The 24,240-nt window shown below is 53.5% G+C and carries 21 protein-coding genes; 11 read left to right on the top strand and 10 right to left on the bottom strand.

Annotation, left to right across the window (positions count from 1 at the left end):
* Positions 1-487: 487 nt before the first annotated feature.
* From ACR0KJ_RS19045 to ACR0KJ_RS19025, 5 genes are read right to left on the bottom strand one after another with little or no spacing between them, the layout of a single operon-like run.
* The gene (locus tag ACR0KJ_RS19045; RefSeq protein ID WP_480627421.1) at positions 488-934 is read right to left on the bottom strand and encodes an SgcJ/EcaC family oxidoreductase; all 447 of its coding nucleotides are present in this window, start codon (positions 932-934) and stop codon (positions 488-490) included.
* The gene (locus ACR0KJ_RS19040; protein WP_480627420.1) at positions 927-1,502 is read right to left on the bottom strand and encodes a hemerythrin domain-containing protein; all 576 of its coding nucleotides are present in this window, start codon (positions 1,500-1,502) and stop codon (positions 927-929) included. The genes ACR0KJ_RS19045 and ACR0KJ_RS19040 overlap by 8 nt, the downstream gene beginning before the upstream one ends.
* Positions 1,503-1,504: 2 nt before the next feature.
* Positions 1,505-2,119 (bottom strand): glutathione S-transferase family protein, encoded by a 615-nt coding sequence (locus ACR0KJ_RS19035; protein WP_480627419.1) that lies wholly within the window; start codon positions 2,117-2,119, stop codon positions 1,505-1,507.
* Between the two features lie 26 nt (positions 2,120-2,145).
* Positions 2,146-2,982, bottom strand: coding sequence for an Ig-like domain-containing domain (locus tag ACR0KJ_RS19030; protein ID WP_480627418.1), 837 nt, complete (start codon positions 2,980-2,982; stop codon positions 2,146-2,148).
* Positions 2,983-2,989: 7 nt separating this feature from the next.
* A complete protein-coding gene (locus ACR0KJ_RS19025; RefSeq protein ID WP_480627417.1) occupies positions 2,990-4,228 on the bottom strand; it encodes a hypothetical protein in 1,239 nt (412 codons plus the stop codon).
* Positions 4,229-4,496: 268 nt separating this feature from the next.
* Here ACR0KJ_RS19025 and ACR0KJ_RS19020 point away from each other — a divergent pair, with 268 nt between their 5' ends.
* The 8 genes from ACR0KJ_RS19020 (at position 4,497) to ACR0KJ_RS18985 (ending at position 14,440) form a co-directional block, all read left to right on the top strand.
* On the top strand, positions 4,497-4,835 hold the full coding sequence (locus ACR0KJ_RS19020; RefSeq protein ID WP_480627416.1) for a winged helix-turn-helix transcriptional regulator: 339 nt from the start codon (positions 4,497-4,499) through the stop codon (positions 4,833-4,835).
* Between the two features lie 874 nt (positions 4,836-5,709).
* Positions 5,710-6,804, top strand: coding sequence for a helix-turn-helix domain-containing protein (locus ACR0KJ_RS19015; RefSeq protein WP_170510936.1), 1,095 nt, complete (start codon positions 5,710-5,712; stop codon positions 6,802-6,804).
* Between the two features lie 457 nt (positions 6,805-7,261).
* Positions 7,262-7,837, top strand: coding sequence for a hypothetical protein (locus tag ACR0KJ_RS19010; RefSeq protein WP_480627415.1), 576 nt, complete (start codon positions 7,262-7,264; stop codon positions 7,835-7,837).
* Positions 7,838-7,940: 103 nt separating this feature from the next.
* Positions 7,941-8,501 carry a hypothetical protein gene (locus tag ACR0KJ_RS19005; protein ID WP_171208903.1) on the top strand — a complete coding sequence of 187 codons (561 nt, stop codon included), beginning with the start codon at positions 7,941-7,943 and terminating at the stop codon, positions 8,499-8,501.
* 186 nt (positions 8,502-8,687) lie between these two features.
* Positions 8,688-9,161 carry a LamG domain-containing protein gene (locus tag ACR0KJ_RS19000; RefSeq protein WP_170521913.1) on the top strand — a complete coding sequence of 158 codons (474 nt, stop codon included), beginning with the start codon at positions 8,688-8,690 and terminating at the stop codon, positions 9,159-9,161.
* 76 nt (positions 9,162-9,237) lie between these two features.
* Entirely contained in the window at positions 9,238-10,386 is a 1,149-nt protein-coding gene (locus ACR0KJ_RS18995) for an efflux RND transporter periplasmic adaptor subunit (protein ID WP_480627414.1), read from the top strand.
* A gap of 8 nt (positions 10,387-10,394) precedes the next feature.
* Positions 10,395-13,538: an efflux RND transporter permease subunit gene (locus tag ACR0KJ_RS18990; RefSeq protein ID WP_480627413.1), complete on the top strand. Its 3,144-nt coding sequence runs from the start codon at positions 10,395-10,397 to the stop codon at positions 13,536-13,538.
* Between the two features lie 419 nt (positions 13,539-13,957).
* Positions 13,958-14,440 carry a hypothetical protein gene (locus ACR0KJ_RS18985; protein WP_480627412.1) on the top strand — a complete coding sequence of 161 codons (483 nt, stop codon included), beginning with the start codon at positions 13,958-13,960 and terminating at the stop codon, positions 14,438-14,440.
* Between the two features lie 249 nt (positions 14,441-14,689).
* Here ACR0KJ_RS18985 and ACR0KJ_RS18980 read toward each other — a convergent pair whose 3' ends face one another.
* The 4 genes from ACR0KJ_RS18980 to ACR0KJ_RS18965 form a co-directional block, all read right to left on the bottom strand.
* Positions 14,690-15,742, bottom strand: coding sequence for a TRAP transporter substrate-binding protein (locus ACR0KJ_RS18980; protein WP_170624443.1), 1,053 nt, complete (start codon positions 15,740-15,742; stop codon positions 14,690-14,692).
* Between the two features lie 768 nt (positions 15,743-16,510).
* Positions 16,511-16,861 carry an antibiotic biosynthesis monooxygenase family protein gene (locus ACR0KJ_RS18975; protein WP_480627411.1) on the bottom strand — a complete coding sequence of 117 codons (351 nt, stop codon included), beginning with the start codon at positions 16,859-16,861 and terminating at the stop codon, positions 16,511-16,513.
* A 12-nt stretch (positions 16,862-16,873) separates the two neighbouring features.
* On the bottom strand, positions 16,874-17,644 hold the full coding sequence (locus ACR0KJ_RS18970) for a nuclear transport factor 2 family protein (RefSeq protein ID WP_170452353.1): 771 nt from the start codon (positions 17,642-17,644) through the stop codon (positions 16,874-16,876).
* A 38-nt stretch (positions 17,645-17,682) separates the two neighbouring features.
* Entirely contained in the window at positions 17,683-18,477 is a 795-nt protein-coding gene (locus tag ACR0KJ_RS18965) for a VOC family protein (RefSeq protein ID WP_170452355.1), read from the bottom strand.
* A 104-nt stretch (positions 18,478-18,581) separates the two neighbouring features.
* On the opposite strand from ACR0KJ_RS18965, the gene ACR0KJ_RS18960 reads away from it, so the two are divergent.
* On the top strand, positions 18,582-19,463 hold the full coding sequence (locus tag ACR0KJ_RS18960) for a LysR family transcriptional regulator (protein ID WP_480627410.1): 882 nt from the start codon (positions 18,582-18,584) through the stop codon (positions 19,461-19,463).
* A 305-nt stretch (positions 19,464-19,768) separates the two neighbouring features.
* Here the strand turns inward: ACR0KJ_RS18960 and ACR0KJ_RS18955 are convergent, their stop codons facing one another.
* The gene (locus tag ACR0KJ_RS18955; protein ID WP_480627409.1) at positions 19,769-20,926 is read right to left on the bottom strand and encodes an AraC family transcriptional regulator; all 1,158 of its coding nucleotides are present in this window, start codon (positions 20,924-20,926) and stop codon (positions 19,769-19,771) included.
* On the opposite strand from ACR0KJ_RS18955, the gene ACR0KJ_RS18950 reads away from it, so the two are divergent.
* Entirely contained in the window at positions 20,890-22,311 is a 1,422-nt protein-coding gene (locus ACR0KJ_RS18950) for a DUF1214 domain-containing protein (protein ID WP_170452361.1), read from the top strand. The two genes, ACR0KJ_RS18955 and ACR0KJ_RS18950, sit on opposite strands and share 37 nt — an antisense overlap.
* A gap of 32 nt (positions 22,312-22,343) precedes the next feature.
* A complete protein-coding gene (locus tag ACR0KJ_RS18945) occupies positions 22,344-23,837 on the top strand; it encodes a DUF1254 domain-containing protein (RefSeq protein WP_480627408.1) in 1,494 nt (497 codons plus the stop codon).
* Positions 23,838-24,240 lie beyond the last annotated feature (403 nt).

Below are 24,240 nucleotides of genomic sequence, written 5' to 3'. Positions count from 1 at the left end.
ATATCAGAGCCAATCAAAAGCTCTAGAAGGGTCCAAAGCCGACGATCCTCACAGAGGTTCACAATTACCGCTGTCGGGACTTTGCAGCCATTGGATTTTCGACCTTCGCTGACGCGGCATAGTTTTGCGGTTGCGGCAGGTCGACCGCCGCCCTGCAGCGAGCATCACCGAACCAGACGTTCGACAACGTTGATTTGGCCGGCTCGGAGATCAGGTTTTCGCCGCGGCTTGTTCCGAAAAGCCCGACGCAGGACAAACCCGCCCTTTGCTGACGCAGAAAACACTCGCGGGCTCGGCATGGTTCTTGCCGTGAAGCAACATTTACCGCTAGAGCGGCTATTGAATAGCCACTCCGTGGCGCCAAACCAATTAGTTCTGTTCGAAATTGGCGGTACGGCGGACTTCAGGTTATGGGCTGGAAATTGTCTGCGATGCTCTTGTTGACCATCATTCGACAACACTTGAGCAAACACTGTCAAAATTCGTCTTACTTTCGATAGTCCGCAGCTCTCATCACACCGTCACTGACGACATTGGTTTCTGCACCGGGTACGATGTCGGTATTTTGTGCGGCCAGAACGGCCCACCCGCTTTGCTTTCGTTGCGCCACAAACACCATGATCGCGAAACGCGTATCAAGTTGCAGGCCGTTTTTATCGATCTGACCCGTTAACTTCCAGCGTGTGTGGATGATTGAGACGTCGTCACCGACCTGCCGCACCTTGACGCGCCGCGCCGCAATCTCCGAATAGCGGAAAAAAGTCGTCAAGCCGTAGAGATGCGCGCGCTCGATCTCATTGCGGTTGTCCCACCAGAAGCCCACGACATTCACGAAATCCGCATCTTCGACAAAGAGCGACGCAAGCGCCTGCGCGTCGCGGGCATTCCAGGCTTCGGCAAAGAGCCGGGGGATGTCTTCGGGGGTTTCAGGCATAGGCACGCAGCACCGCCGGGATCAGGATATCTTCTTCGTCATAGGTGTGCCGGTGCAATATCTTGTTCAGTACCTTGGCCTGCTCAAGCGCCTTTCCGACCGTGGCTTTTGATGTGCCCTCTCCATTAAGCTTGGCAAAGACCAATTCCGACTGATCCAGCGCCTGGTCCAGGAACGTGTGGTCGTTTTCCAGAAGATCAATCGCCTGTGACAATTGGGGAAACCGCCCAAGGAAACCCGGCAGGACATTGGCATCCTCAAACCCGTGATGCCCATGAACATGTACAACCAGATCAATGCCCAGACGGTTCATGCCGGTCAGCCCCATCACCTCCTGAACGCTACCTTCGGGTTCGTCCAGAACGGCCTCCAGCCCCCCGACCAACCGTGCGCTGGCCTCGGATATTGAGGCATGCAAGCGTTGCAGATGGGCAGGCCAGCCCAGAAACTGCGGATCGTTGTCCCAAGCAGAACGATCCGCGGGAAAGATGCCCCGCAGAAGCTCTGTGTTCACCTTGTCGCGTGTTGCGACATGGTATTGGGGGGCATTGTAGTCATACTGTGCCATGGCTAATCCAAGCCTTGGGTTTTCATGGCATTCTGCACACCATTGTCTTCCAACATAGTTTCCATAAACCGTTTTACAGCAGGATATTCCTGCCATGGCTTTGGCGTGTGCGCCGTCCAACGGGTCATGGCGAAGGCGTAGGGATCAGCAATTGTACGCTTGCCACCAACCACATGCGTGCCGCTTTCCAGGAGCATCTCAAGGTGGTTCATGACCCGGACAATCCGGGCAAAAGAGGCCTCGCGCACATCATTCTGTGCGGCTTCTTCAGTGCTGGCTGTAAATCGGTCCGGCACAAAGAAGGGCCAGAATGCCGGATGGAAATCCCCGGTCAGAAAAGCCAATGCTTCATCCAGTTCAAACTGGCTAAGTGGATCTTTTGCAACACCAAGATCGGCATTGGGGAACTTCGTCTCGATATATTTTAAGATCGCATCCGCCTGCGTCATAATCCGGTGATCACCATCTTTCAGCGCAGGCACCATGCCGAGCGGATTGATTTTGAGATAGTCGTCTGATCCCAGTTCGACGCGTTCAGCCTCATAGGATGTACCGGTCCATTCCAGCGCGATATGAGGGGCAAGTGCGCAGGTTCCGGGCGCGTAGAAGAGTTTCATTTTGGTGTTCTTTCTTGTGTTAATTCTCAGTTCGGGTGCGGCGTGAAGGGTAGGGTTTCAACCTCAGAACCCGGCTCACTAAAGCCGTCTTTCACTACGGGGCGGTCAAACAATCCAGTCAGGCGGTTGCCGACAATATCCTCCAGCATCGTGCTCACTTCAATCTGGTGCGATTTCTCCGTCCAGGGTTTTTGAGGTGTGAACACCCATGCCTGTTCATTGTCGTCCAACTGCAGTGCGCCACGCACGAAACTGCCATCAGCATCCTTGACCCGAATACGATAGGCCATTGACAAGTGATCGGTTGGACCATCCAGCTCAACACGCAAAGGCTCTTTTGTACCTGCAAGCGGCGCGATAACTTGCCACGCCGCCAAATCCGGCGCATCGAAATCAGCCTCAGCAACTTCGAAGCTCTTGCCGTAATCGCTACCGATGCTACATCCGCTACGAGTCTCGGCGCTTGCACCGACCTGTAAGGTATAGCTCTTTCCCGCCTCCAGTGCCCGGCCCAATGTATTATGTGCCACCAAACCTGTTTTGACCCGACCCGGGTCGAACAGAACCGTCAAGCGCTTGTCATCGGGAGACCAGAGGTCGAACTTGTTCTCGATGAATGCACCAGGCACGACTTCCCCATCTGCATCCAACAGAACGACCGAGTTCCATATCCCCTCACGAGCCATGGGCTCAGAGAAGTAGATATAAAAGCGTAGCAGGTTTTCGGGCAGAATATTCGCTGACGGGTAAACCTGCTCGACCTTGGCTGTCGGCGAACTGTCTGCTTCACAAGCATATGCGGCTGCACTGGCCGATATGAAACCGACCAGTGCGACGCCCGCAGATACAATCAGGCTTCGCATATGCATCCTACCTTTGCAGATCTGGATAGCCTGCATCCGCTTTCAGCAGGTTCTGGAATGTGCGGTAGAACTCCTGCTCATCGGAATAGGCGTAATCAGGGAAGTTGTATTCGCTCACAAAGTCATTCAGGCGGAAATAAGCACCTTTTCGGTAGGACACGAGATCAACGTCGCCGGTATCGAGGTTCCGTTTCAGCGTCAGCAGATACTGCTCATCCTGATCATCGGCCTGCAACACGGCGCCCAACGGACGCGCTGTGGTTTCCACACCGGCATCCCCCCACAATACAGGTTGCGACAGGCCTTCGCTTGCCGATGCGGTCGCAAGGTCGGTCACGCGCATCAGGTCGGCGTCGCGTTCCTTGTTGATGACCAGCACATATTCTTCGGGCTGGAACTCATCATTGGGCGCGGTGAAATGCAGCACCTCAAGCGGGGTATTGCCATAGCCAAGCTCAGCGACAGTTTTAGCAATGACGTGGCTGCCATCGACCAGATCAGCTGAAGGGATCGTGACCAATGGCGTACAGGTATAGGCCGCCACAACGGTCTGCGTCCCGTTCAGGTCCACTACGCTCATCGCGCGGATCGGGGCGCGGGTTTCGGTCTGATTGTGAACCGTATGGAACATCTCGATACTGGAAGCGGCGGCGCTGCTGTCAAACGGATACGGCACCTGCCGCAGGGTCGAGGCGAACTCCCCCGTCGATAGCCCCGCCACAAACAGCGAGCCGTCGACATAATCCATATCGGTGACAGTGAAGGTCGAAGCCGGGATGTCACGCCAGAACGTCACGCTATCATCCGGGGTATCGCTCAGCGCGAAGGATGTGCTGTTCAGAGCCGCAAGATCGAGTGGAACAATGGTCCCATCCTGATCGACCCGGATGACCATTGGGGATTTCTCATCGCCTGCACGGATCGACAGGGAAATGTAGGTTTCCTTCGAGACCTGGTTCACGGCAATATCGTGATAGCTGATCGCAAAGGGGTTCACCCCCAACTGCTCGACGATCTGCGCGCCGAGCCCAATGAGGTTATAGCCGCGAGATTCTGTGGCTGGAACGGCATCCGGCAGCGTATAAGCGTAAATCTTTGCACCATCGGAATCTGCAACGAACAAGGTGTTGGCATCCGCAAACTCAAGAACGGTGGTGGATTGTGGGTTGTCAGATGCGGCTGCACCGGTTGCAAGCGCAAGAGAAAGCGCGCCTGTGGCGAGTGGGATAATGAAGTTCGGTTTCATGGGGCCTCCTGTCTGGTTCGGCGGGGTGCAGTGGTAGAAGGCCTTTTTCTGTCATCTGGAATTTTCAGATTTCCCGGATCAGATCAGGCCGCTTCATTGACTGTCGTAACAACATGACATCTACCTACGATTGATGTTAGTAGGAACCAAATGGATACCACGGGGAAATTCTGTGCAAATAAGCGTAGGCATCTGTTGCAAAATGTGGAGCAAGGTTTTGCCATGCTTCCTTCCAAAGCTGTGATGCGCACCGTAAATGAGGTCCGGAATGGCAAATGATGCAAAGCAGAACATGACCGATCACCATTGCCCAGCCGAGGTCGCGATTGAGATCATAGGTGGCAAATGGAAATGCCAGATACTGCACACGCTGCAAACGGGAACCAAGCGGTATGGCGAATTGCGCCGCGAAATGCCCGATGTTACGCAGCGAGTCCTGACACGAAAGCTGCGGGAACTGGAAGACCATGGCGTTATCCACCGCAAGGTCTATGCGGAGGTGCCGCCAAAAACCGAATACTCTCTCACAAAAAAAGGGAAGTCTCTGGACGCCGTCCTGAGTGAGCTGGAACGCTGGTCACGAGAGTGGACAAATGAAGGAAATTAAGAGTCGGCCATTCAGTTTCTGCGACGTGCTTGGGTTGAAAGGCCCGCGTCCTTGCTATTTTTCAACGCTCTAAGTCGTCGAAATTTCGGCGCAAACGATTTGATTTCTGCCATTCGATCAAAATGCAACATCGGTCAAAAATGAGTTCACAGCGGTCCAATGAAACTGCGGCGTTTCCCAAAGACAGGCAATGGGATATCGGCCCTCAAACAAACGGTAAAAAGAAACTGCATTGCGTACCAATGGCTGGTCTATCTGCCGCCTCGCAGCGCTAGGAACTTCGCAGATGCAGCAATAATCATGCTGCGAGTGTGCGTGTGTCTTTGAAGCGAACTTACAGGTTGGGCTCGCTCCAGACCTTAGCTGCATGGCACATGGACGACAGCAATGCGGACTTTGCTGCCTTTTGACAGCACGGCGAATGCTGACGCAGAAAATCCTCGCTCCCGCAGCGGATTGCTTTCTGCGCTGCGGCGAAATCCCCTATAGCAGTCATTCATCATGACAAACCTAGGTGAATCCCAAACCATCATTTCGCCGCGAGCGAATTCAAATCTCGAGTTGCGGGAAAATGTTCGGAATTGCCGCCGTGCGGCCTGCGAAACCGGAAATTCGTAGGGCACCGTATTTTTTGGTAAGACACTGTCAAAACGGATCTTCCGCTAGTAGAAAAAAGCAGTGTCGAAGCATAGGAACCAGACAGGACCCGACAACTTTTAGCAATCCTTCGCCTCATTGCTTGAAAGTTGGAGGTTTTGGCGGAGATGCTCTACGAAGTAAATTTTAGAATGAGTCCACGTTGATCGGCTCAACCTTAAGATAGTATGATGCGAACAAGTATGTTAGCTTAACCGATGCGGAAACGAGATCGAAGATGAATGGCCTCGAACCAGACCTGAATATCTCGATGCTCCCGGAAAAGGCGCGTCGGGATGCGTGGGACGATTTCATGGCGGACTTTTGGCGCGTGGGAAGACCCTTGGTTTCTCGTCGGAATCTGGAACTCAGCGTGTCGTCTCGTCAGTTGGAAGACGCCGTGTTCTGCCAATTGGCCATGTCTCCGGCGGAACTCGTAGGCAATAATCACGAGTTCGATTGCGTCGTGATCCGTTACCAGAATGAGGGGCACACGGTCGCAAAAGTGAACGGAGAAACCACCCGGGTGGCACCTGGCTCTCTCACTGTAATGGACTTGTCTGCGACCCGATATTGCTACTGCGACCGCTCTAAGGTCACGTATCTTGCCCTCAGGAAATCGGCCCTTCAAGTCACGCGCCATCCTCTGCGACCGATGACGCATTTTGACAATAGTACACCAGTCGGACGGTTGATGATCGCCAATTTCCTACATCTGGCGAACGAAATTTCGCACAAACCGGAAACAGGCAATGCTTCAGCGATCAACCTGTTCGCGTCTCTGCTCGTCGCCGCGATTACGGATCGCGAGGAACTCAATTCGGAAGACCTGCATACCGAAAGAGCCAAGCGTATTCGCGCAGAACAATACATTTTCTCGCGATCGCTCTCGCTGCCTTTGAACGTTGACGAGATGTGCGCCGCTGTAGGAATGTCGCGATCGACGCTGTATCGCTTGTTTCGCGCAGATGGCGGATTGCAGGCCTATTTGGCCAACCTCCGCCTGGAATACGCACGTGACACGCTTGCCAGTAGTCAGCCAACACGAGGGGCGGTCACATCTGTCGCAACTCGTTTGGGCTTTCTCGACACGTCAAGCTTTGTTCGAAGTTTCCGGCGCCGGTACAACTGTAAACCGGGCGATATCTTGGGCTCCGAATACATCGAACCGGACAACGTAGATGCTAGTCGTAATTCGACCCACCTGCATCCAACTCTGACCAGAGAAAGCTCAATCAAACCAAACAAAGGCTTCTTTGAGAACCTGGGCGCGTTGGCAAGAACGAGTGGGACCTTCGACGTAGCACACACATCTAACCATCATGCAATTTAGTGCGCTAGAGCCTCCGAATAAAACGTCCAGCGAGCGCCATTTGCGCTAAGTCTCACTGCAATTCGCACCCGCTGACTTTCCGCTGGTTCTCAATATCCACAATGCCGCGGGGTATTGTGACCGCGCCCGCATCTCAGAGCTTCGTCGCGGAGGTAGCATGGTCGGCTCGGTTCATTGCTGCAGCGACGACGATCCTTGGTTCGGCTAGTGGCACTCTGTGACAGCGAACTTGAGACGTTATGCACGTGAGTCAAAAAGTTCAAGCTGATACCGCATAGTTAACCGGCGTTGTGTTGTTTGCTGGCTTGAAGGGTCGCTAAGGGGAAATGGTTTCTCTCTTTTCGGAGATGCAAAGCTTGGTGCGATGCGTGGACGAGAGCTTAGTTGAGTACCCTCTGGCGAAGGTCGAGCGGACTGCAAACAAACCAACAGAAAATTTGAATAGGATGGAAACCCTATGAAACAGGCACTCAAGGCGCTCCGGAGTTCGCTTGCTGCACTTGTTGTCGGACTGGCACCTGCAATTGCAACTGCAGAAGAAAAACCTGCTCAGGAAACCTTCTTTTTCGTTCAACATGCGCCCTCCGCATCTCTGGATGACGGCACGTTGACGCTTCATGACGCAGACGAAAATATGATCGTTTTTGCGGATCGTCCGCACCGCCTTGCAGTTGCGGTACCAAGCTCGGAATTGATCAAGATCTGGGGCAAAGGGCAAAACAGCTTTGCCGAGGACCCGCCGAATGCAGCGCTTGTCGGGCAATCCGCAGGCCAACCTGTTTCGATAATCGTTGAACTGACCAACCCAAAGAGGAAAGACGGAAACTTGGTCTTCGATTACACCGTGTTGGAAGGTACTGGGGTCCAATCCATAGAACAGAGCTATTTGGTGATCGACGACAACCCGTTCGCGGAGTTTTACAAAACCATGGCAGATCTGGCAGCCGTTTCCACCGGGGACGCGGGACAATCGACACAGCTGAACGGCGATGTGGGTATGGGTATTCTTTCGCAGGGCGTTTCGTCGAACTGAGATATTTGAGTGCGCTCACCTATCGCGGTGCCCTTCGTAAAGGGGTGCCGCAGTCACGTCATATAGCGTTTGAAGCACTTTGCGCGTCGAAAAGGGAATAGGCATGACTAAGGCAGGCATCTTGAGCACAGGCATTGCCACCACTCTGGCAGCGGGGGTTATTGCGGCTTCTGCATCTGCTGAACAAACGAAAGACCAAGCCAGCTTTCTATTTGTTCAGCACGCCAGCGTGGCAACGCTGCACAACGGGATCCTGACACTTGAAAACCCGGACGCGAACATGATCGTATTTGCAGATCGCCCGCACCGCGCCGCTGGGGTCATACCAAGTTCCGAACTGCTCAAAGTCTGGAGTGAAGGGCAGGATAGTTTTGCTGACGATCCACCAAACGCTGCGCTGATGGGCCAAGCGGATGGCAAACCTGTCGCGCTGGTCGTCGAACTATCGGACCCTCGGCAATCTGGTGACACACTGACTTTTTCCTACACCATCCTGCAAGGTTCCGCAGTACCTGCCCTTGAGCAAAGCTATCTCGTTATCGATGAGAGTCCGTGGGCAGATATCGAAGGTGGGTGGGATCTTGCGGCAGATGCATTCACAGGTGGCGGCAATACAATTCAGCTGGATGCAGATTCTGGAGTGTTGGGTTCTCAATCAGATTGAGAAAAACAATCAATCTGGCCCGACGCCGGTTGAATCCGCTGTTTGGTCCTAAGGCTATGATTTCAAATACATTTTTTGAGGGAAATAAGAAACTTCCACCAATTGGACTAAATACTTCCTGGGTTGGCCGCCGGATATCTGGCACCGTTCACGCCTGACTGACATGATGGACCAAGGAGAAAGACAGTGAAAAAGATACTTCTTGTTCTGGCCGGAATCAGCGCTTTGGCTGCACCACTTGCTCTGGCCGAAGAAGCAGATAACAAGACCTACTTGTTTGTTGAAACCGCCACAAAAGCTGAGCTCCAAGATGGGAAACTCGTTCTGTACGGTGTCGACGACGAGGTGTCGGTGTTTTCTGACCGACCGTACCGCAGCGCCGGTGTCATCAGCCGAGATCACTTCTTTGATGTTTGGAGCCAAGGTGAAAACAGCTTTGACGTTGACCCGCCAAATGCAGCTTTGTCGGGTGAGATTGATGAGGAGTCTCATGTATTGATCATCGAGATATCATCCCCGACGGTCGACGGTGAAAAAGTTTCATACAGCTACGATACAATACAGGGGGATGAGGTTCAGGCGATGGACAATGTGATTATGTTCATCGACAGCTTTTCTTGGCGTCCCCCCTATACCGGGCCAGATGGTGGACTGCCATAAGTGGTTTATGTTGTAGAGTCCCGTCAATTCGATCAATCGTGCAGGCTAAATTTCCGTTGCGCCGATTTGAAGGGCCATGAATAGTAGTCTTGCAGACATCAAATTGCGGATAAGCGAGCATCGGATGACGATAACGAACCAGCTACTCTGCACTTTGTTCGCCATCGGTTTGGTGGGTTCCGCAGCTGCGCAGTCTGACCCGTCGGCACCCAGTGTCGTTGTTGCTCCCGCAACACGGCAGGAGTTGCAGAAACAGGATGAATTTGTGGGTCGTGTCGTCGCTGATCAAAGTGTCGACCTTCAGGCCAGAGTGGATGGTGTCCTGCAAGAGGTCAGCTTCACCGAAGGTGGGGGTGTCAAAAAGGGCGACGTGCTGTTCCGCATCGAGAAAAGGAAATATGCGGCAAGTGTTGATGCCGCTCAGGCTACTTTGAAAAGCGCTCAGGCTTCTGCGCTCAGCGCCAAAACGGAACTCGACCGGCAACAGACATTATTCGACAAAGGTGATGTTCCCCAGTCCGTTCTGGACACAGCCAAGGCGACGTTTGACGAGGCCCAAGCCTCAGTGGATGAGGCACAGGCCGAACTTGAAATAGCGCAGATCGATCTGGATCATACAGAGATCATCAGCCCTCTGGATGGACGCATCGGGTTGTCTGTAGTCGATGCGGGTAACATCGTGGATTCCGACAGCGGTGTCCTAGCAACGGTCACAAGCGTTGATCCCATGCTGGTGAGCTTTTTTGTTAGTGAACCCGTATTGCTGCGTGAACGACGCAATGGATCGATTTCGCCGCAGGGCATCAAACTGGCAACGCAGATTACACTAGCCGACGGTCAGACTTACGATACGGAAGGCAAGGTAACCTATGTGGGCGACAGCGTCAGTCAGGATACCGATACAATCGAGCTAAGGGCCACATTCTCAAATCCCGAAGGGCTTCTCATTCCTGGTCAGTTTGTCATCGTCACGCTCAGTGGCTCGGACGACACCAAGGTTTTGACCGTGCCGCGCAATGCAGTTCAGTTCGACAAGCAGGGCTATTTTGTGTTTGTCGTGGATGACAAAAACACGGTTCACCGAACTGATATCGAAATCGGCACTCAGACCGCAACCAGAACCCAAGTGAACTCTGGCCTGAAAGACGGCGATCGAGTTGTCGTGCAAGGGCTGCAGAAAATTCACGACGGGTTGGTCGTAAAAGCGGTCGATAGTCAGAGTTAGGGCTTGACTTGATCTCTCACTACTTCATCAATCGCCCGCATTTCGCTGCTGTCATCGCGATTTTAATGGTTCTTTCTGGCGCGGTCTGCGTCCGGCTCATGCCTATCTCGGAATATCCGAACATTACACCTCCGCAGATATATGTGACAGCGACATACCCGGGCGCGGATGCGCAAGTCATTCAGGAATCCGTGGCCACACCCATTGAGGAACGCGTGAACGGGATCGACGGCATGCTGTACATGCAGTCCAAAAGCTCGAATGATGGCAGCTATGACCTGAGTGTTTCGTTCGACTTGGGAACCGACCCCAATGTTGCGGCGGTGGAGGTGCAAAACCGCATCGCCCTTGCCAGTGCCGAGTTGCCATCCATTGTGCAACAGCAGGGGATCGAGGTTACCAAACAATCCGGAAATATGATCCTGGTGATCAACCTCACATCTCCTGACGGGTCACGAGATGAGTTGTACCTCAGCAATTACGCGGCCGATTTCCTGCATGATCCACTGCAGCGCCTGCAAGGGGTGGGTGGGGTCTCGCAATTCGGCCAGTTGGAATACAGTATGCGGGTCTGGATCAACCCGGTTCGTATGGCCGCGCTGAATATCACCGCGTCAGAGATTGCCGATGCGATTGAAAGCCAAAATGTTGTAGCAGCCGCCGGACAAGTCGGAGCCCCGCCATTTGGCGATGCCCGCACAGATTTTCAGTTCAAGCTACGCGCCGAGGGTCTACTGCGGGACGCTGAAGAGTTCGGCCGGATCATCATTTCAACGGGCGACGATGGATCGGTCACCCGACTGGAGGATGTGGCACGGATTGAGCTTGGTTCAGCCACCTATGCCGGGTCCTCGCAACTGAACGGCAAGGATACGGCGGCGATTGCGGTGCATCAGGAAAGCACGGCCAACGCGCTAGAGATTTCAGATAACATCCACAACCTGATGGGTGAGCTTTCGAAGAAATTTCCCGAAGGTGTCTCATATGAGATCACCTATGACGTAACAGATGCTGTGCGTGTTTCGATCGAAGACATTCTGAAAACTCTGGCGCTGACAGCAGGCTTGGTGATCGCAGTCACGTTTTTCTTTCTGGCCAGTTTCCGAGCGACAGTCGTTCCCGCGATTGCAATCCCGGTTTCTTTGCTGGGAGCAGTCGCGCTGATCTATGCGATTGGGTTCAGCGCAAACATGATCACGCTGTTTGCTTTGGTTCTAGCCATCACTTTGGTGGTCGATGACGCCATTATCATCATTGAAAACGCCGAACGGATCATGACCGATGAGGGGCTTGAGCCGCGCGACGCCACGCTCAAGGCGATGTCACAGGTCAATCGCCCGATCATCGCGACCACTTTTGTGCTGGCGGCCGTATTTGTTCCGGTGTGTTTCTTTCCCGGAGTGACGGGAACGATCTATTACCAGTTCGCCGCGACGATCATCTTCGCTTTTGTGCTGTCTGCCGTGAACGCACTGACCCTGGCCCCAGTGCTTTGTGCCATGGTACTGAAAGCAGGAGTGAAACCAATTGGCCCCTTGCAGTTTGTGCCTGCGGCGGTGTTTTGGATCAGGCGGCAATACATGCGGCTTGTCTCGCTGATGTTGAGGTACATCGCGTTCTCGCTGCTTGTCTTTGCCGCTTCTGTCGGGGCTACCATTTACCTCTTCAAAACCGTTCCTACCGGTTTGATCCCGCAAGAGGACAACGGTGTTTTGCTGGCCGCCATGGCGCTGCCAGATGGTGCTTCCCTACAGCGAACCCAGGCCTTTATGGCCAAAGCCGGCGAGGTGATCGAAAAAGCGCCCGGCGTGGACACCGTGACAACAGTGTCCGGCGCCAGCATGCTGACGGGCGTCCGCTCCAATGCCGGAATGGCCATCATCACTCTCAAGCCGTGGGACGAACGCGCCAGCCCGGAGTTGCATTGGGATGCGATTATGCAGGATCTGGACCATAAACTGGCCACTCTGCCCGAGGCCGAAAGCTATGTGTTTCCCTTCCCAACCATCCACGGGCTTGGATCGACGGGTGGTATCTCGGTCGAGCTTTTGGATCTTGAAAAGGGCGATGGCGCGCAGCTTGACTCCGTCATGAATGCCTTCGTCACAGCCCTGAACGCCGCGCCAGAATTCGTTCGCGCCCATGGCAGCTTTTCCGGTCAGACCCCGCAATACCGATTGTCCATGGATCGGGATCGCGCTGAAACGCTGGGCGTAAGCGTTTCGGACATCTTCACCGCATTGCAGGCCAATCTCAGCACCTTCTTCGTGGATAATTTCATTCTGTCGGAACGGGTCTATTGGGTCGTCATCTCGGCCGACGCGCGGTTTCGGCAAACGCTGGATGATGTGGACAATATCTACGTCAAAAACAGCGCGGGAGAGTCTCTGCCTTTGCGCAATTTCGTGAGCAGCGAACCGGTTCTCGCACCGGATGCGATCCCGCGTTACAACCTATTCACCGCAGCCTCTGTCAGTGCGCAGTTGACAGACGGTGTTAGTTCGGGTGCGGGCATCAACGCGATGCAAGAGATTGCCGACAAAACGCTGCCAGACGGCTTTCGGATCGAATGGTCGGGTGTGACCCAGCAAGAGGTCAAGTCACAGGGCATGGTACCCTTTATCATGCTGTCGGCCCTGGTTTTGGCTTACCTGTTTCTTGTGGTTTTGTATGAGAGCTGGATACTGCCGCTGTCGATTGTCACTTCAGCCATATTTGCGTTGCTGGGTGCGCTCATACCCATTGCCTATTTCCCGTTTCTCACCAGCAATATTTTTGCACAGATTGGAATGGTGTTGCTAATCGGACTGGCAGCCAAGAAAGCCATCATGGTCGTTGAATTCGCAAATCAAGAAAGGTTGTCCGGAGCAAGCATCCGTGAAGCCGCCCAGAAAGCGGCAGAAATCCGGTTCCGTCCAGTCACCATGACGGGTCTGTGCTTCATCGTCGGTGTATTGCCTCTGGTATTGTCCAGCGGCGCTGGAGCTGCGGCACGTGTATCTATTGGCTATCCTGTACTCTTTGGCATGATTGTCGATAGTACCTTGGGTCTTATAATGATCCCGGTCCTTTACGCGGCGTTCCAGACGCTGAGAGAATTTCTGATTCACTCTACCAAACAACGTCAAATTACTTCCTCTTCCCTTAGGTAGCTTGCCGCAAAGCAAAGCTTGGTAGTGCGAGCGATAGCTGCCATCGTGATAGTTCGCATTGGCGCGCAAGTATGTGAGTTTGTTCCGGCAAATTCGCTGCGCCACGTGAGTGCGGTGCATTGCTACCACTAGATCGATCTGTGGAATTGCAAGCCACCAAACTTGAGACGTCTGGCACGTGAGCCATGCGCCTTAAATTGGTAACCAGTAAGCCATCCGTGTCGTTTTGTTTCCCAGGTTCATGGATCCCAAAAGGAAAAAGCGTATTCTTGATTAGTTGTATTCTTGCCAGGAAAATTGGGGCGAGAAGAAAGCTGAACAGCGCCACGTTTCCACTTCACGTATCTGGCGCCAACTGTGCGAGCCGGCATCTAGATTCAACTTCATACATAACGACCATCCCAACTCTGGAGGTAACTATGAGAGTTTCGGCCAAGCTTTTCGGAGCAGCAACTATATTGAGTGCTCTCGCAGTCTCTGCAATCGCACAAGCCACCAACAATGCATCAGAAGCCGAGAGTTATCTTTTTATTGAAACCGCTGATCGCGCCACGCTAACGGACGACACTATGACTTTACACGGAGTAAGTTCCGATGTCCCCATTTTTGCGGATCGGCCCTACCGTAGTGCGGTGCAAATCAGTCGCGCTGACTTGTTAGACGCGTGGAGCAAGGGGCAGGACAGCTTTGAGTCGGATCCACCTAATGCAGCGATTACAGGTAGTATTGACGGAAAGCAGATTGTCCTAATCGCCGAAATCAAACAGCCCAAAGCGGATGGTGACTGGGTCAGCTATGAAGTTAACATTCTAGAGGGATCCAGATTCTCCGAGCTGAATAACCTGGTCATGGTGATAGATGATAACTTCATACAGGATCTCTTATGCTGGCCTTATTGCTGATAAGACCTTTTGCCCTGACGGATGAGACTATTGAGTAAAGTCTGGGATTTTGACTCACGTCGCCGGCAAGGCAGACATCAGCACAAGACGGTCAATGTGCCTTAACTATGATTGCTCAAGATCTGGCCTGTCAGGGAAACGCTGGGGGTGCATTGGGCTGCTCTGAGCCCTTTGAGGCCCGGCCCATGTTGTGCAAGGCACGTCTCGGCCCCAGGCGCTATGGCCCAAAGATCACGCTGGGACGACCGATCATGGGCGCTGCATAGGTGTTTCGGTCAAAGCGTCCCAGGCGTCTTCTTGCGTTCGTGCGGCCTGTAAACTGTCCCAGACCTCGGCCACAAAAGGATCAGCCGCAGCCATCTCGGAGACAAGCGCATCCCAGGCAACTCGGAGGCTGTCCAGGGTCTCTGGGCTGTAAAGGCGGACGTCCACGCCCTGTTCTGCCATTTGCGCGACGGCGGCGGCCTGTGAGAATTCCATCTGCAGGACCGAACGCATCGCGTTGGTTCTGGCCGCCATGTCGATGATCGTGCGCTGGCTGTCCGTCAGGCCGTCCCAAACGTCGCGGTTGATGACCAACTCAATCATCGTCGAGGGTTGGTGCCAGCCGGGGAAATAGTAGAAAGAAGCCACGTCCGGAAAATTCAGAGCAAGATCCACCTGGGGAAAGCTGAACTCGGTCCCGTCGATGGTGCCACTTTCAAACGATGGAAAGATCTCTCCGCCTGCGATCAGCACGGTATCCGCGCCCAGGCTTGCCAGCACTTCTGAGGCCAGCCCGGTCCAACGCAGTTTGAGCCCGGCAAAATCGTTGGTCCCTTCGATGGGTGTGTTGAACCAGCCGCCCGATTCCATGCCGGTGAAGGTTACTGGCATTGTCACTAGGTCAAAGCCCGCATCGTCATACATGCGCTGATTGAGCTCGAGCCCACCGCCTTCGTAGAACCAAGCCATATAATCGAGCGCCTGCGGCCCAAACGGCATCGACGTGAAAAACGACGCAACAGGCAAGGACCCATGAAGGTAGGCCGCAGCGGTATAGCCCGCTTCGATCTCGCCGTCAGAGACCGCCTGTTGAATGTCGAACGGTGGGACAATTGCGCCAGGTTCCGCCAGCTCGATCTGGATAGTCCCGCCAGAGGCTGCCTCGACGTCTGCTTCGAACTGCCGGATCGTATTGACGACCGGAAGGCTGGTCGGAAAAGCCGATTGCACGGTGATTGTGACATCCTGCGCAAGGCTCGGCCCACTCATGGCCATAAAGAGTAACGCAGCTAGGGCCAGTTTGATCATCTTTATCATTTTGTCCTCCGAGGCTGTTGCGTCAGTGTTTTAGGTTGCGCGATTGTCGATACGGCGCATTGGATCATGCTATTTCGAAGAGCTGGCTGGTGAACTAGATCTCGCCACGGATGCCCGGATTTCTGTCCTGAATCTGACCTCGTTTGATTGTTCTTATCATCTCGATCCGGCTCAGTTTCGCTTTTGCAGATTCTAAAGATTGAAAGCTCTGACGACACCCAGGCAGTCGCTTCATAGCTGCATAATCGCACTCGATCAGGTTGCTCCGCGACTTTTTGTCGATGTGCCGGGTGCTTTCGAAATGTGGATCAAAGATGCCTCCATTATCCGTGAACTTACACGTACTCGTTCAAGATCAATCTGCAGCTTTGTCCGCTACCTGTAAATTGCCTGATGAAATTTCTTTGCGCCCATCTCGAATAGCCGCTCTTCTCGCTGTATCGCAATCTTCAAGGTAATGCGCACGCAGAAAATGTTCGCTGCGAGCGCGTGTGGCGTAAATTAGAGACTTCCGTTTTGGGCTCGTAGTCGCCTTTCGCTGCCTCCGGTGTATATGACTGGAGGCAGCCTAAAGCGGTCCTTCATCGCCGAGCTTTGCAAGCTCCCAGACACATAATATGGCTGTCTTTTGTAGCGACATCGGGCGTGTCCGGATGCGCTACTTTCTTACTATACAATGTGTTGCTGCAAACGTTTGCATTTGAACAGGTCATGATAACAAAGTGTACAGCACCCGTAATTCCTTCGGATGCTGTGGAGGTTTATACGCTATCGCGCCAATTCATAGCGTTTCATCGACATTGAGGTTGCGTCGATCATACTCATGAACTTCTCGGCTGCTTGGGCGGAAGCAAAACTGTCCATCGACGCTTGCGCGGCCTCCGCGCTTTCCCAGTTCACCACGACAGCCCATTTGTCGTCCGCGAAGGCCGCTTGGCGTGAGATGAAGCCGGGCTGCTGGCTGACATGCTCTTTTTCGATGGCCTTATCGACCGGTTCGAATTCTTGTGCCGTGACACCTTCTGCGAGGTTCATAGTCGCGATCTCAATTACACCAGCATCTTGTGCCATGGCCGTACTTCCCAGCATCATCATGAGAGTGATCAGAAACGTTTTCATGTTGCCGCCCGATCAGAACTTACCGTTTTCATGGGCCATCTCGGATGGGATATCCGCGATCACATCCCAGTGTTCGACGATCTTGCCATCCTCAACGCGGAACAGATCATAGAACGCGGTCGGTACACCGCCCAATGTGCCCTCGGATGCGGTGAAGACAAAATTACCCTCGGCCACAACCATGTGCACATCGGTATAGATCATCTGGATGCCCTGATCCGCCATCGCCATCAAAGCGGCGCCCAAACCGTCCAGACCATCAGCGATCTGGCTGTTGTGCTGAATGTAGGTTTCGGTGGACAGGAAGTCGGTGATCCGATCAGTTTCACCACCTTTCAGGATGGTTTCAACGAAATCCGTGACCAGTGTTTTGTTCTCTTCTGTCCTGTCCAGATCAGTGATGTCGGTCGGGCCATCGGTTTGCGTGTGACCGGAAGGGTTTGGCGGGGCGAGCGGAGTCAGATTGTCCCAATGCTCTGCAACCTTTTCATCTTCCACGCGGAAGACGTCGAAGCCAACCAACGTATCTGCGCCAAAAGCCTGCGCATTGTTGTAGGTCGTGTGCAAAACAACCATGTCCCCTTCGGCGATCACGCGGTGAATGTTCACTTCGATCCCACTGTCCTTCAAGCCTGGAATGAAGCCAAGTATGGGGGCTGCACCTGTCGGCACGGCGGGGTTGTGCTGGATGTAGTCCGGCGCCAGCAGTTGCTGCGCTGCGGATGGGTCGAAATTGATAAAAATGGCTGCAACAGCCTCCAGTACGAGTTCTTTGGGGGTCATTGATTTTCTCCTTGTTTTGAAGCGGTGGTGATAGGAATTCACGCGGCGCGGGCTTGCGTCGCGGTGATTTCGAATTCAGTTCCCCACGGGTCGATCAGGCGACCAGGGTTTAGGCTTTCAGATTCCGCCAGAAGCTCGACACTCGCGAGGCCTGTGCTCCATTCTGTGCGCTTCTTTGCCCCTTTGGATTGCCATTCGTTGACTGCAAGGTGATGGTGGTAGCCGCCTGACCCGAACCAACGCGCCGAGGGCAGTTGGAACGTCTGCACCATTCCAAAGGCCTGAGTAACAAATCGCGCGGCCTCATCCACGTCGCCAACACGCAGATGGACATGTCCGATGACAGTGCCGCCAGGCGCGCCGTGCCACGGCGTGGCATTTTGCTTCAGCGAGTTCAGGTCAAGCGGTTGCGTTGTCATTTGCACTTGGTCGCCGCTGTGCTTCCATATCTCGCGCGGCAGGTCTCGGTAGATTTCGATGCCATTCCCCTCCGGATCACTTAAATAGAGAGCTTCGCTAACGCCGTGATGTGATGCGCCATCAAGCCGGAGCTCGCGTTCCTCGGCATGAATCAACCAAGCGGCGAGATCATGCTGGGTTGGCAGCAAGAACGCCGTATGAAATAGTCCGGCCTCGCGCGGGAAAGGCCTGGCATTGCGGTCCTGGCGAAGCTCGATCAGTGACCCAGCGTCGGTCCCCAGACAGGCGGTTTCGCCGTTGCGTTTGATCAGTCCAAGGCCAATCACGTCTTCATAAAACGCGGCCATGCCATCAAGGTCGCGTACAGTCAGGGCAACCTGACCAATCGAGATAGGTGCATGTGAACTTGCCATATTCTTGTCTCCAGCGTTTGAGCTTGAGAAGAACTTAGGTGTGGCTTTTGTTCGTTGAAATGGCGATAATTGAGAGTATGTATCGCCACTCTGGAGATAAATGATTGGACCGGGTTGATGGAATGCGAAGCTTTGTGGCTGTCGTGGAAACCGGTTCCTTCGCTGCCGCTGGGCAGCGCTTGGGGATTTCGAACAAATTGGTGAGCAAGCGTGTCGCCGGGCTCGAAAACCTGCTTGGCATGACGCTCCTTCACCGTAACACGCGCTCAATGTCTCTGTCTCACGAAGGAGAAAAGTACCTGGAAGGGGCGCGACGTGTTCTTGCCGAGCTTGAACAGCTGGAAGCCGAATTCGATACTTCAGGTGGTTTGAAAGGTGTAATTCGCGTTGCGGCACCCCTCACCTATGGCGACACCGCGGTGGCGGTAGCCGCAACTCGTTTTGTTGAAAAACATCCGAGTGTCACGGTCGAGTTGGACCTGTCAGATCACTATGCTGATCTGGCCAAGGGTGGCTTTGACATTGCAATCAGGATTGGGAACCTTGATGATTCAAGCCTGATTGTCCGCAAGCTGGGCGAGACGCATATGAAGGTCGTGGCTGCACCGGCCTATCTTGCAGAGCATGGCACGCCTTCACATCCTGCCGAGCTTTCCGAACACATCTGCATAAGGGATGCGAACAACCCCGACCCGAACCGCTGGCCGTTTCAGGTCGAAGGCCAAACCATACAAGTGCCCGTATCCGGGCCGTTTCTCGCCAATAGCCCTCCTGCCTGTCTCGTGCCGACACGCGCAGGGCGGGGTATCTTTATCTGCCCCGATGTATTCCTCGGGGATGACCTGGAAACAGGGCGGTTGGTCGAGCTGTTCTCTGGAATCCGCTCCCGCACGCTCCCGATCCAAAGTGTCCATTTGCCCTCAGCTTTTCGCAAACCGCGCGTGAAGGCCTTTGTTGAATTCATGAAGGCCGAAATCAGAGCGTAGGTTCGTCAAAGATTGCGTTCAGATTTGTTTCACGAGCACCCACTTTTGATAGGCCAACAAAGTGACGCTAAAAAAAACTTGGTCGTGCGGTTAAAGGGCGCTTTTGGATTAAACTACAAGAAGGCGCTTGATAACCTGGCGGCGATGATTGCTTAAAGGGTTGAATAATGGGGCGGCGATGCGACTATTTCGTGCCGCTTACGACGTCGGGCAACGATGCTCGAAGTTGCCCTTTCCTTCTTCTTCCATCAGTGACGGGTGGCAGCCCATACAAGACCTTCTAATCGAGAACTCTGTGTCCAATTTTATTTGCGATAAAGAGTGCTTCTGAATTCGGTGGGTGAAATGCCCATTTGCCTTTTAAATGACCGGCTAAAGTTATTGGACGTTTCATATCCCAGTGCGGTAGCGATGTCAGATACCGCTTCCGTTGGTAAAGCCAAAAGTTCAGTCGCGCGTTCTACGCGGACTCTATTGATAATATTACGATAACGTCCGCCCTCCGCTTCAAGCCTGCGCTGAAGGGTTCGCACACCTACATCTAGAGAACGCGCAATTGAGTCTATCGAAACCGCATCACCATGAAGTTGCTGGCGCGCGAGTTCTGCAACACGTTCAGAAAGCGTCTCAGGAGGTCCACCTAGACGCTCCCTAGCTATGTCTTCGACTGTGGTTGGACTTTCGGTGTTGAGTCGACTTGAGCGGCCGGCTTGCAAACAACACCTATCAAACTCGATCCCCAACCGCGGCGCGTCCCAAATAACCGGGCACCTAAACACATCTTCAGCTTCGTTCGCGTTCGTCACTTTGTGGAAATTCAACAGAACGGCACGCGGCGTCCAATTCGCTCCGAGATAAGCTTTAAAAATACTAAGAATGACTCCTATCGCGGAGAAGCCGACATCGGGATAGGCGCGGTGAGATTTAATACCAAAATCGTAACAATACCTGGCGGGTGATCCAGGGCTTTCCAACCATGCCCTATCTGTGGACGAGTGAAGCGGCATCACAAAAGAAGCACGATTGAGGGCCGCACCCAAGTTCGGGGCCGAAAGAACATAGCGCCCCCATGCGCCGTACTCTGCGACAGTCAGGTGAGGAGACCAAAAAAGACCGATGTTCTGTAGCCCGGTTGACCGAGCCGCTTCGTGTATGAACGTCGCCAGCGAATGAGCCGAAATATAGCCGGAACGTGCATCCACGAATTTATGCGACAGTTCGGCTGCCCTCATCGCGGCGATAAGCCTTCTCTCCCCCGCCACATCCAAGACAAACTGCGGCATTGCTCCAAGTGCTTTCGCCGAAATCATTGGGGGTAAGCTCATGCCAGATTGTCTCGCTTCTACAAGTCCGCTGTCGTGAAATGATACGCATCCCGTTTGGCTTTGTGCAATAAATTCACATCCAAGCATACGTGGAGAAAGCAATGTCGAATAACGTTCCCAGAATTGGATGCCTTTCAACTTGGGCCACCGCTGCGATCCTGTTTTTACCCATCAGCGCAAGCGCCGAGATGTCAGACGCACAACGGAACCTGATCGAACGTCGCGCGTGTGAAGCTGCGATTTGGGGCATGCCGGCGGTCGGCGTTTATGACATCGAACTTGCAATCCAGCGCGATGCCGGCGCTGATCGGGGCGTTATCGCCTATATGAGCGAGCCGATGGACAGTCGCCACGGCTTTCTAACGGCCAACGATGTCACGCCCTATGTATTCGGCGGCGGAATCACTGTTGACGAGCCTGTAGTCATTGATGTGCCCCCTGCCGGTGATAAGGCGGCCTTCTTTGGAACCATCGTGAATGCCTGGCAAGTCCCGCTGGCAGACGTCGGAACGACAGGCGAAGATGCGGGGGAAGGTGGCAAATACCTCATCCTGCCGCCTGGTTACGACGGAGACGTACCGTCAGACGGGTACTACGTTCACCAGTCCAACAGCTATGGCGTTCATTTTGCTTTCCGTCCAGTTGCAAAAGATGGCGGCACAAGCGCAGACCAGGCCGCATATGCCCAAACGCTCCGAGTCTATGCCTTGTCGGATGCGGACAATCCTCCGGCAACACGGTTCATCGACGTAAAAGAGAACCCCATCAACACGCTGCCTGTATACGACATGACTTTCTTCACTGATCTGAATGCGGTCATTCAGCGCGAGCCTGTTTTGGAGCAAGACAAGGTAATGATGGCGATGCTGGCGTCTCTGGGCATTGTGCGAGGCCATCCTTTTGAACCAGACGAGGAGACACAAGCGGCCATGCTGGATGGTCTCCAATGTGCCTACGATACGATGCAAGAACACTTCATAACGCGCTCTGTCGTGCCTTTGTGGGAAGATCGCCAATGGGGTGTCTGGGCATTCGCCGAAGGCCAGCCGGAAGCCGGATTTCCCTATGTTACGACAGATATGGTTTTGATCGACGACCGCGCGGGCGGGTCATATTCTTGGATCACTTACCTGCCCAAAAAGCTCGGTGGAGGCACGTTCTACCTGACAGGTTTAACCGACAGTGATGGCGCCATGCTCAACGGTGAAGATACCTACAAACTGACAGTTCCATCAGACACGCCCGCCGAGGATTTTTGGTCCGTCATTGTATACAGCATGAAAACTAAGGGCTTTGTAAAAGGCAAGGAGCGGGTGGGATTGGCGACGCCTGACCTCCCTGACATGCAGGTTAACGAAGATGGCTCGGCTGACGTGTATTTCGGCCCAATTGCTCCGGATGGGCTGGAAAGCAATTGGATTCCGACCGGCGAGGACTTTTTCTTGCTTTTTCGTCTCTATGGACCAGCTGAAGGCTGGATAGAAAGCGGTTGGAAACTACCCGATCTGGAAAAAGTGAATTGAATAGTAGACTTATCCCACTAGGAGAAAACGGTATGAAAAGACTGATGTTCGCAGGTGTAGCCGCATTGTCTCTTGCGATCCCGGCCTTAGCACAGGAATACAGTGCGAACGTCCCCGACAGCATCATTGTGCCGGACACGGTGGAAACACGTTTTGGTGCGTTGGAGTATTTCGATGGACTTCCAACGCCAGAAACCGCGAAGTTGTCGTACAACGCGCTTAACTTCGTGCGGGGTATGCAGATTTTCATGGATGGTATGCCCGCCGCATCGACCTATGCGATGTGTCATGGTCTTGAAGAAGGCGCTGGTGTTGATCCGATGAAAATCGGCATCTTTGAAGACTTGTATAACGCGCGTTCGCTACTGCTGACACCCAACACGACAACAATTTATATATTGAACTGTACCGATCTCTCCGAAGGTCCGGTGGTATATGAAGTGCCCGAAGGTATGCTGGGTTTCGTGAACGACGCATACATGCGATACGTCACCGATATCGGTAATGCTGGCCCTGACGAAGGCAAAGGCGGAAAATTTCTGATCGTGCCTCCCGGATTCGAAGGGGATTTGCCGGAAGAGGGCTATTTTATCGTTCAGCCACCAAGCTATCGTAACTGGTTTTTGCTTCGTGCGTTCTACGGGGATGACGGTGTTGAAGCGGCGGTAAACCGGGTCAAAGAAACTTTGCGTGTCTATCGCTGGGAAGACAGAGAGAACCCACCAGAGCAAGAGTTCGTGAATCTAACGGACAAACAGTTCAACACAATCCACGCAAACGATTTCAGCTTTTTCGATGAAATGAAAGCCGTCGTCGATAGCGAAGCCGAAGGTGCGCTGCCGGAAGAGTTGATGGGCGCTATGTTCTCGATAGGGATTCGCAAGGGAGAGCCTTTTGAACCTGATGATGAACTGAAGTCCTTGCTGAGCGAAGCCGTGGCACTTGGCACTGCTGCCGCGAAATCTCTTAACTTTGACCCACGATCCCGCGCACCTTTCTACTATGACGACGGGTATTGGAAGACCGCGTTTGTCGGGGGTAATCACGAGTTCCAAGCCGGTGACGTCAAAATTCTAGATGCGCGGACTCTGTTCCACTACTACGCGACCGGAATCACGCCTGCGATGGTCGCTCAAAAGGTAGGGGTCGGATCGCAATACGCACTCGCGAATCGCGACAGCGATGGAAACTACTTCGACGGTGGTAAAACTTACTCGGTGACAATTCCCCCAAACCCGCCAGCAAAAGACTATTGGTCATTCGTTGTCTACGACACGCAAACCCGTTCACTTCTCGAAACGGACCAGAAACTTGCAGGGGTCGATAGTAACCAACCCACTTTGGAAGCAAACGAGGACGGCAGTTTTACGGTTTGGTTTGCGCCAGAAGCGCCAGAAGGCAAAGAGGGCAATTGGATACAGACAATGCCCGGAAAATCCTGGTCCACGGTTCTAAGACTCTACGGTCCTTTGGAGCCTTGGTTTGAAGGAACATGGCGGCCCGATGAGATCACACTAATCGAGTAGATCCTCGGTATCTTGGAGTAGTTTCAAAACAACGAAAAAGGCGACGTGTACTGACAACGTCGCCTTCCCTCTTGCGACCGTTCTGGATCCTCGTACTCGGTTGAGTGCTTTTTGCTTCCGGATTTCACCAGTTCAAACATCAGTTTAAAGAACACCTTCAACTATGGATTATGAAAGGTTGAAGGCAAATCGCTGCATAGGTGCGGAAGTGAAATATTGGCAACGCCAAATAGGCCGATAACAAACGGACCAATCATTAGGTTCTAAACGTCGAATAGAGGAAAATTACTCAAACTTTGCAAAGTCAGCTTTCTGCGCATTGTTGTCATTCGGGCATCGCGCAGCATCGGTCAGAGTGGGCTCACAACAGCCGTTGGTTACACTTCACGTGAATGTCGGCTTC

This window comes from Ruegeria sp. AD6 (genome assembly GCF_056542325.1).
This window is presented reverse-complemented; position numbering and strand designations above follow the sequence as displayed.

What these genes read in the sequence shown, in the direction of transcription:
- ACR0KJ_RS19045 (WP_480627421.1), bottom strand. Translation starts at nt 934, where the DNA reads ATGCCTGAAACCCCCGAAGACATCCCCCGGCTCTTTGCCGAAGCCTGG.
- ACR0KJ_RS19040 (WP_480627420.1), bottom strand. Translation starts at nt 1,502, where the DNA reads ATGGCACAGTATGACTACAATGCCCCCCAATACCATGTCGCAACACGC.
- ACR0KJ_RS19035 (WP_480627419.1), bottom strand. Translation starts at nt 2,119, where the DNA reads ATGAAACTCTTCTACGCGCCCGGAACCTGCGCACTTGCCCCTCATATC.
- ACR0KJ_RS19030 (WP_480627418.1), bottom strand. Translation starts at nt 2,982, where the DNA reads ATGCGAAGCCTGATTGTATCTGCGGGCGTCGCACTGGTCGGTTTCATA.
- ACR0KJ_RS19025 (WP_480627417.1), bottom strand. Translation starts at nt 4,228, where the DNA reads ATGAAACCGAACTTCATTATCCCACTCGCCACAGGCGCGCTTTCTCTT.
- ACR0KJ_RS19020 (WP_480627416.1), top strand. Translation starts at nt 4,497, where the DNA reads ATGGCAAATGATGCAAAGCAGAACATGACCGATCACCATTGCCCAGCC.
- ACR0KJ_RS19015 (WP_170510936.1), top strand. Translation starts at nt 5,710, where the DNA reads ATGAATGGCCTCGAACCAGACCTGAATATCTCGATGCTCCCGGAAAAG.
- ACR0KJ_RS19010 (WP_480627415.1), top strand. Translation starts at nt 7,262, where the DNA reads ATGAAACAGGCACTCAAGGCGCTCCGGAGTTCGCTTGCTGCACTTGTT.
- ACR0KJ_RS19005 (WP_171208903.1), top strand. Translation starts at nt 7,941, where the DNA reads ATGACTAAGGCAGGCATCTTGAGCACAGGCATTGCCACCACTCTGGCA.
- ACR0KJ_RS18995 (WP_480627414.1), top strand. Translation starts at nt 9,238, where the DNA reads ATGAATAGTAGTCTTGCAGACATCAAATTGCGGATAAGCGAGCATCGG.
- ACR0KJ_RS18985 (WP_480627412.1), top strand. Translation starts at nt 13,958, where the DNA reads ATGAGAGTTTCGGCCAAGCTTTTCGGAGCAGCAACTATATTGAGTGCT.
- ACR0KJ_RS18980 (WP_170624443.1), bottom strand. Translation starts at nt 15,742, where the DNA reads ATGATAAAGATGATCAAACTGGCCCTAGCTGCGTTACTCTTTATGGCC.
- ACR0KJ_RS18975 (WP_480627411.1), bottom strand. Translation starts at nt 16,861, where the DNA reads ATGAAAACGTTTCTGATCACTCTCATGATGATGCTGGGAAGTACGGCC.
- ACR0KJ_RS18970 (WP_170452353.1), bottom strand. Translation starts at nt 17,644, where the DNA reads ATGACCCCCAAAGAACTCGTACTGGAGGCTGTTGCAGCCATTTTTATC.
- ACR0KJ_RS18965 (WP_170452355.1), bottom strand. Translation starts at nt 18,477, where the DNA reads ATGGCAAGTTCACATGCACCTATCTCGATTGGTCAGGTTGCCCTGACT.
- ACR0KJ_RS18950 (WP_170452361.1), top strand. Translation starts at nt 20,890, where the DNA reads ATGTCGAATAACGTTCCCAGAATTGGATGCCTTTCAACTTGGGCCACC.
- ACR0KJ_RS18945 (WP_480627408.1), top strand. Translation starts at nt 22,344, where the DNA reads ATGAAAAGACTGATGTTCGCAGGTGTAGCCGCATTGTCTCTTGCGATC.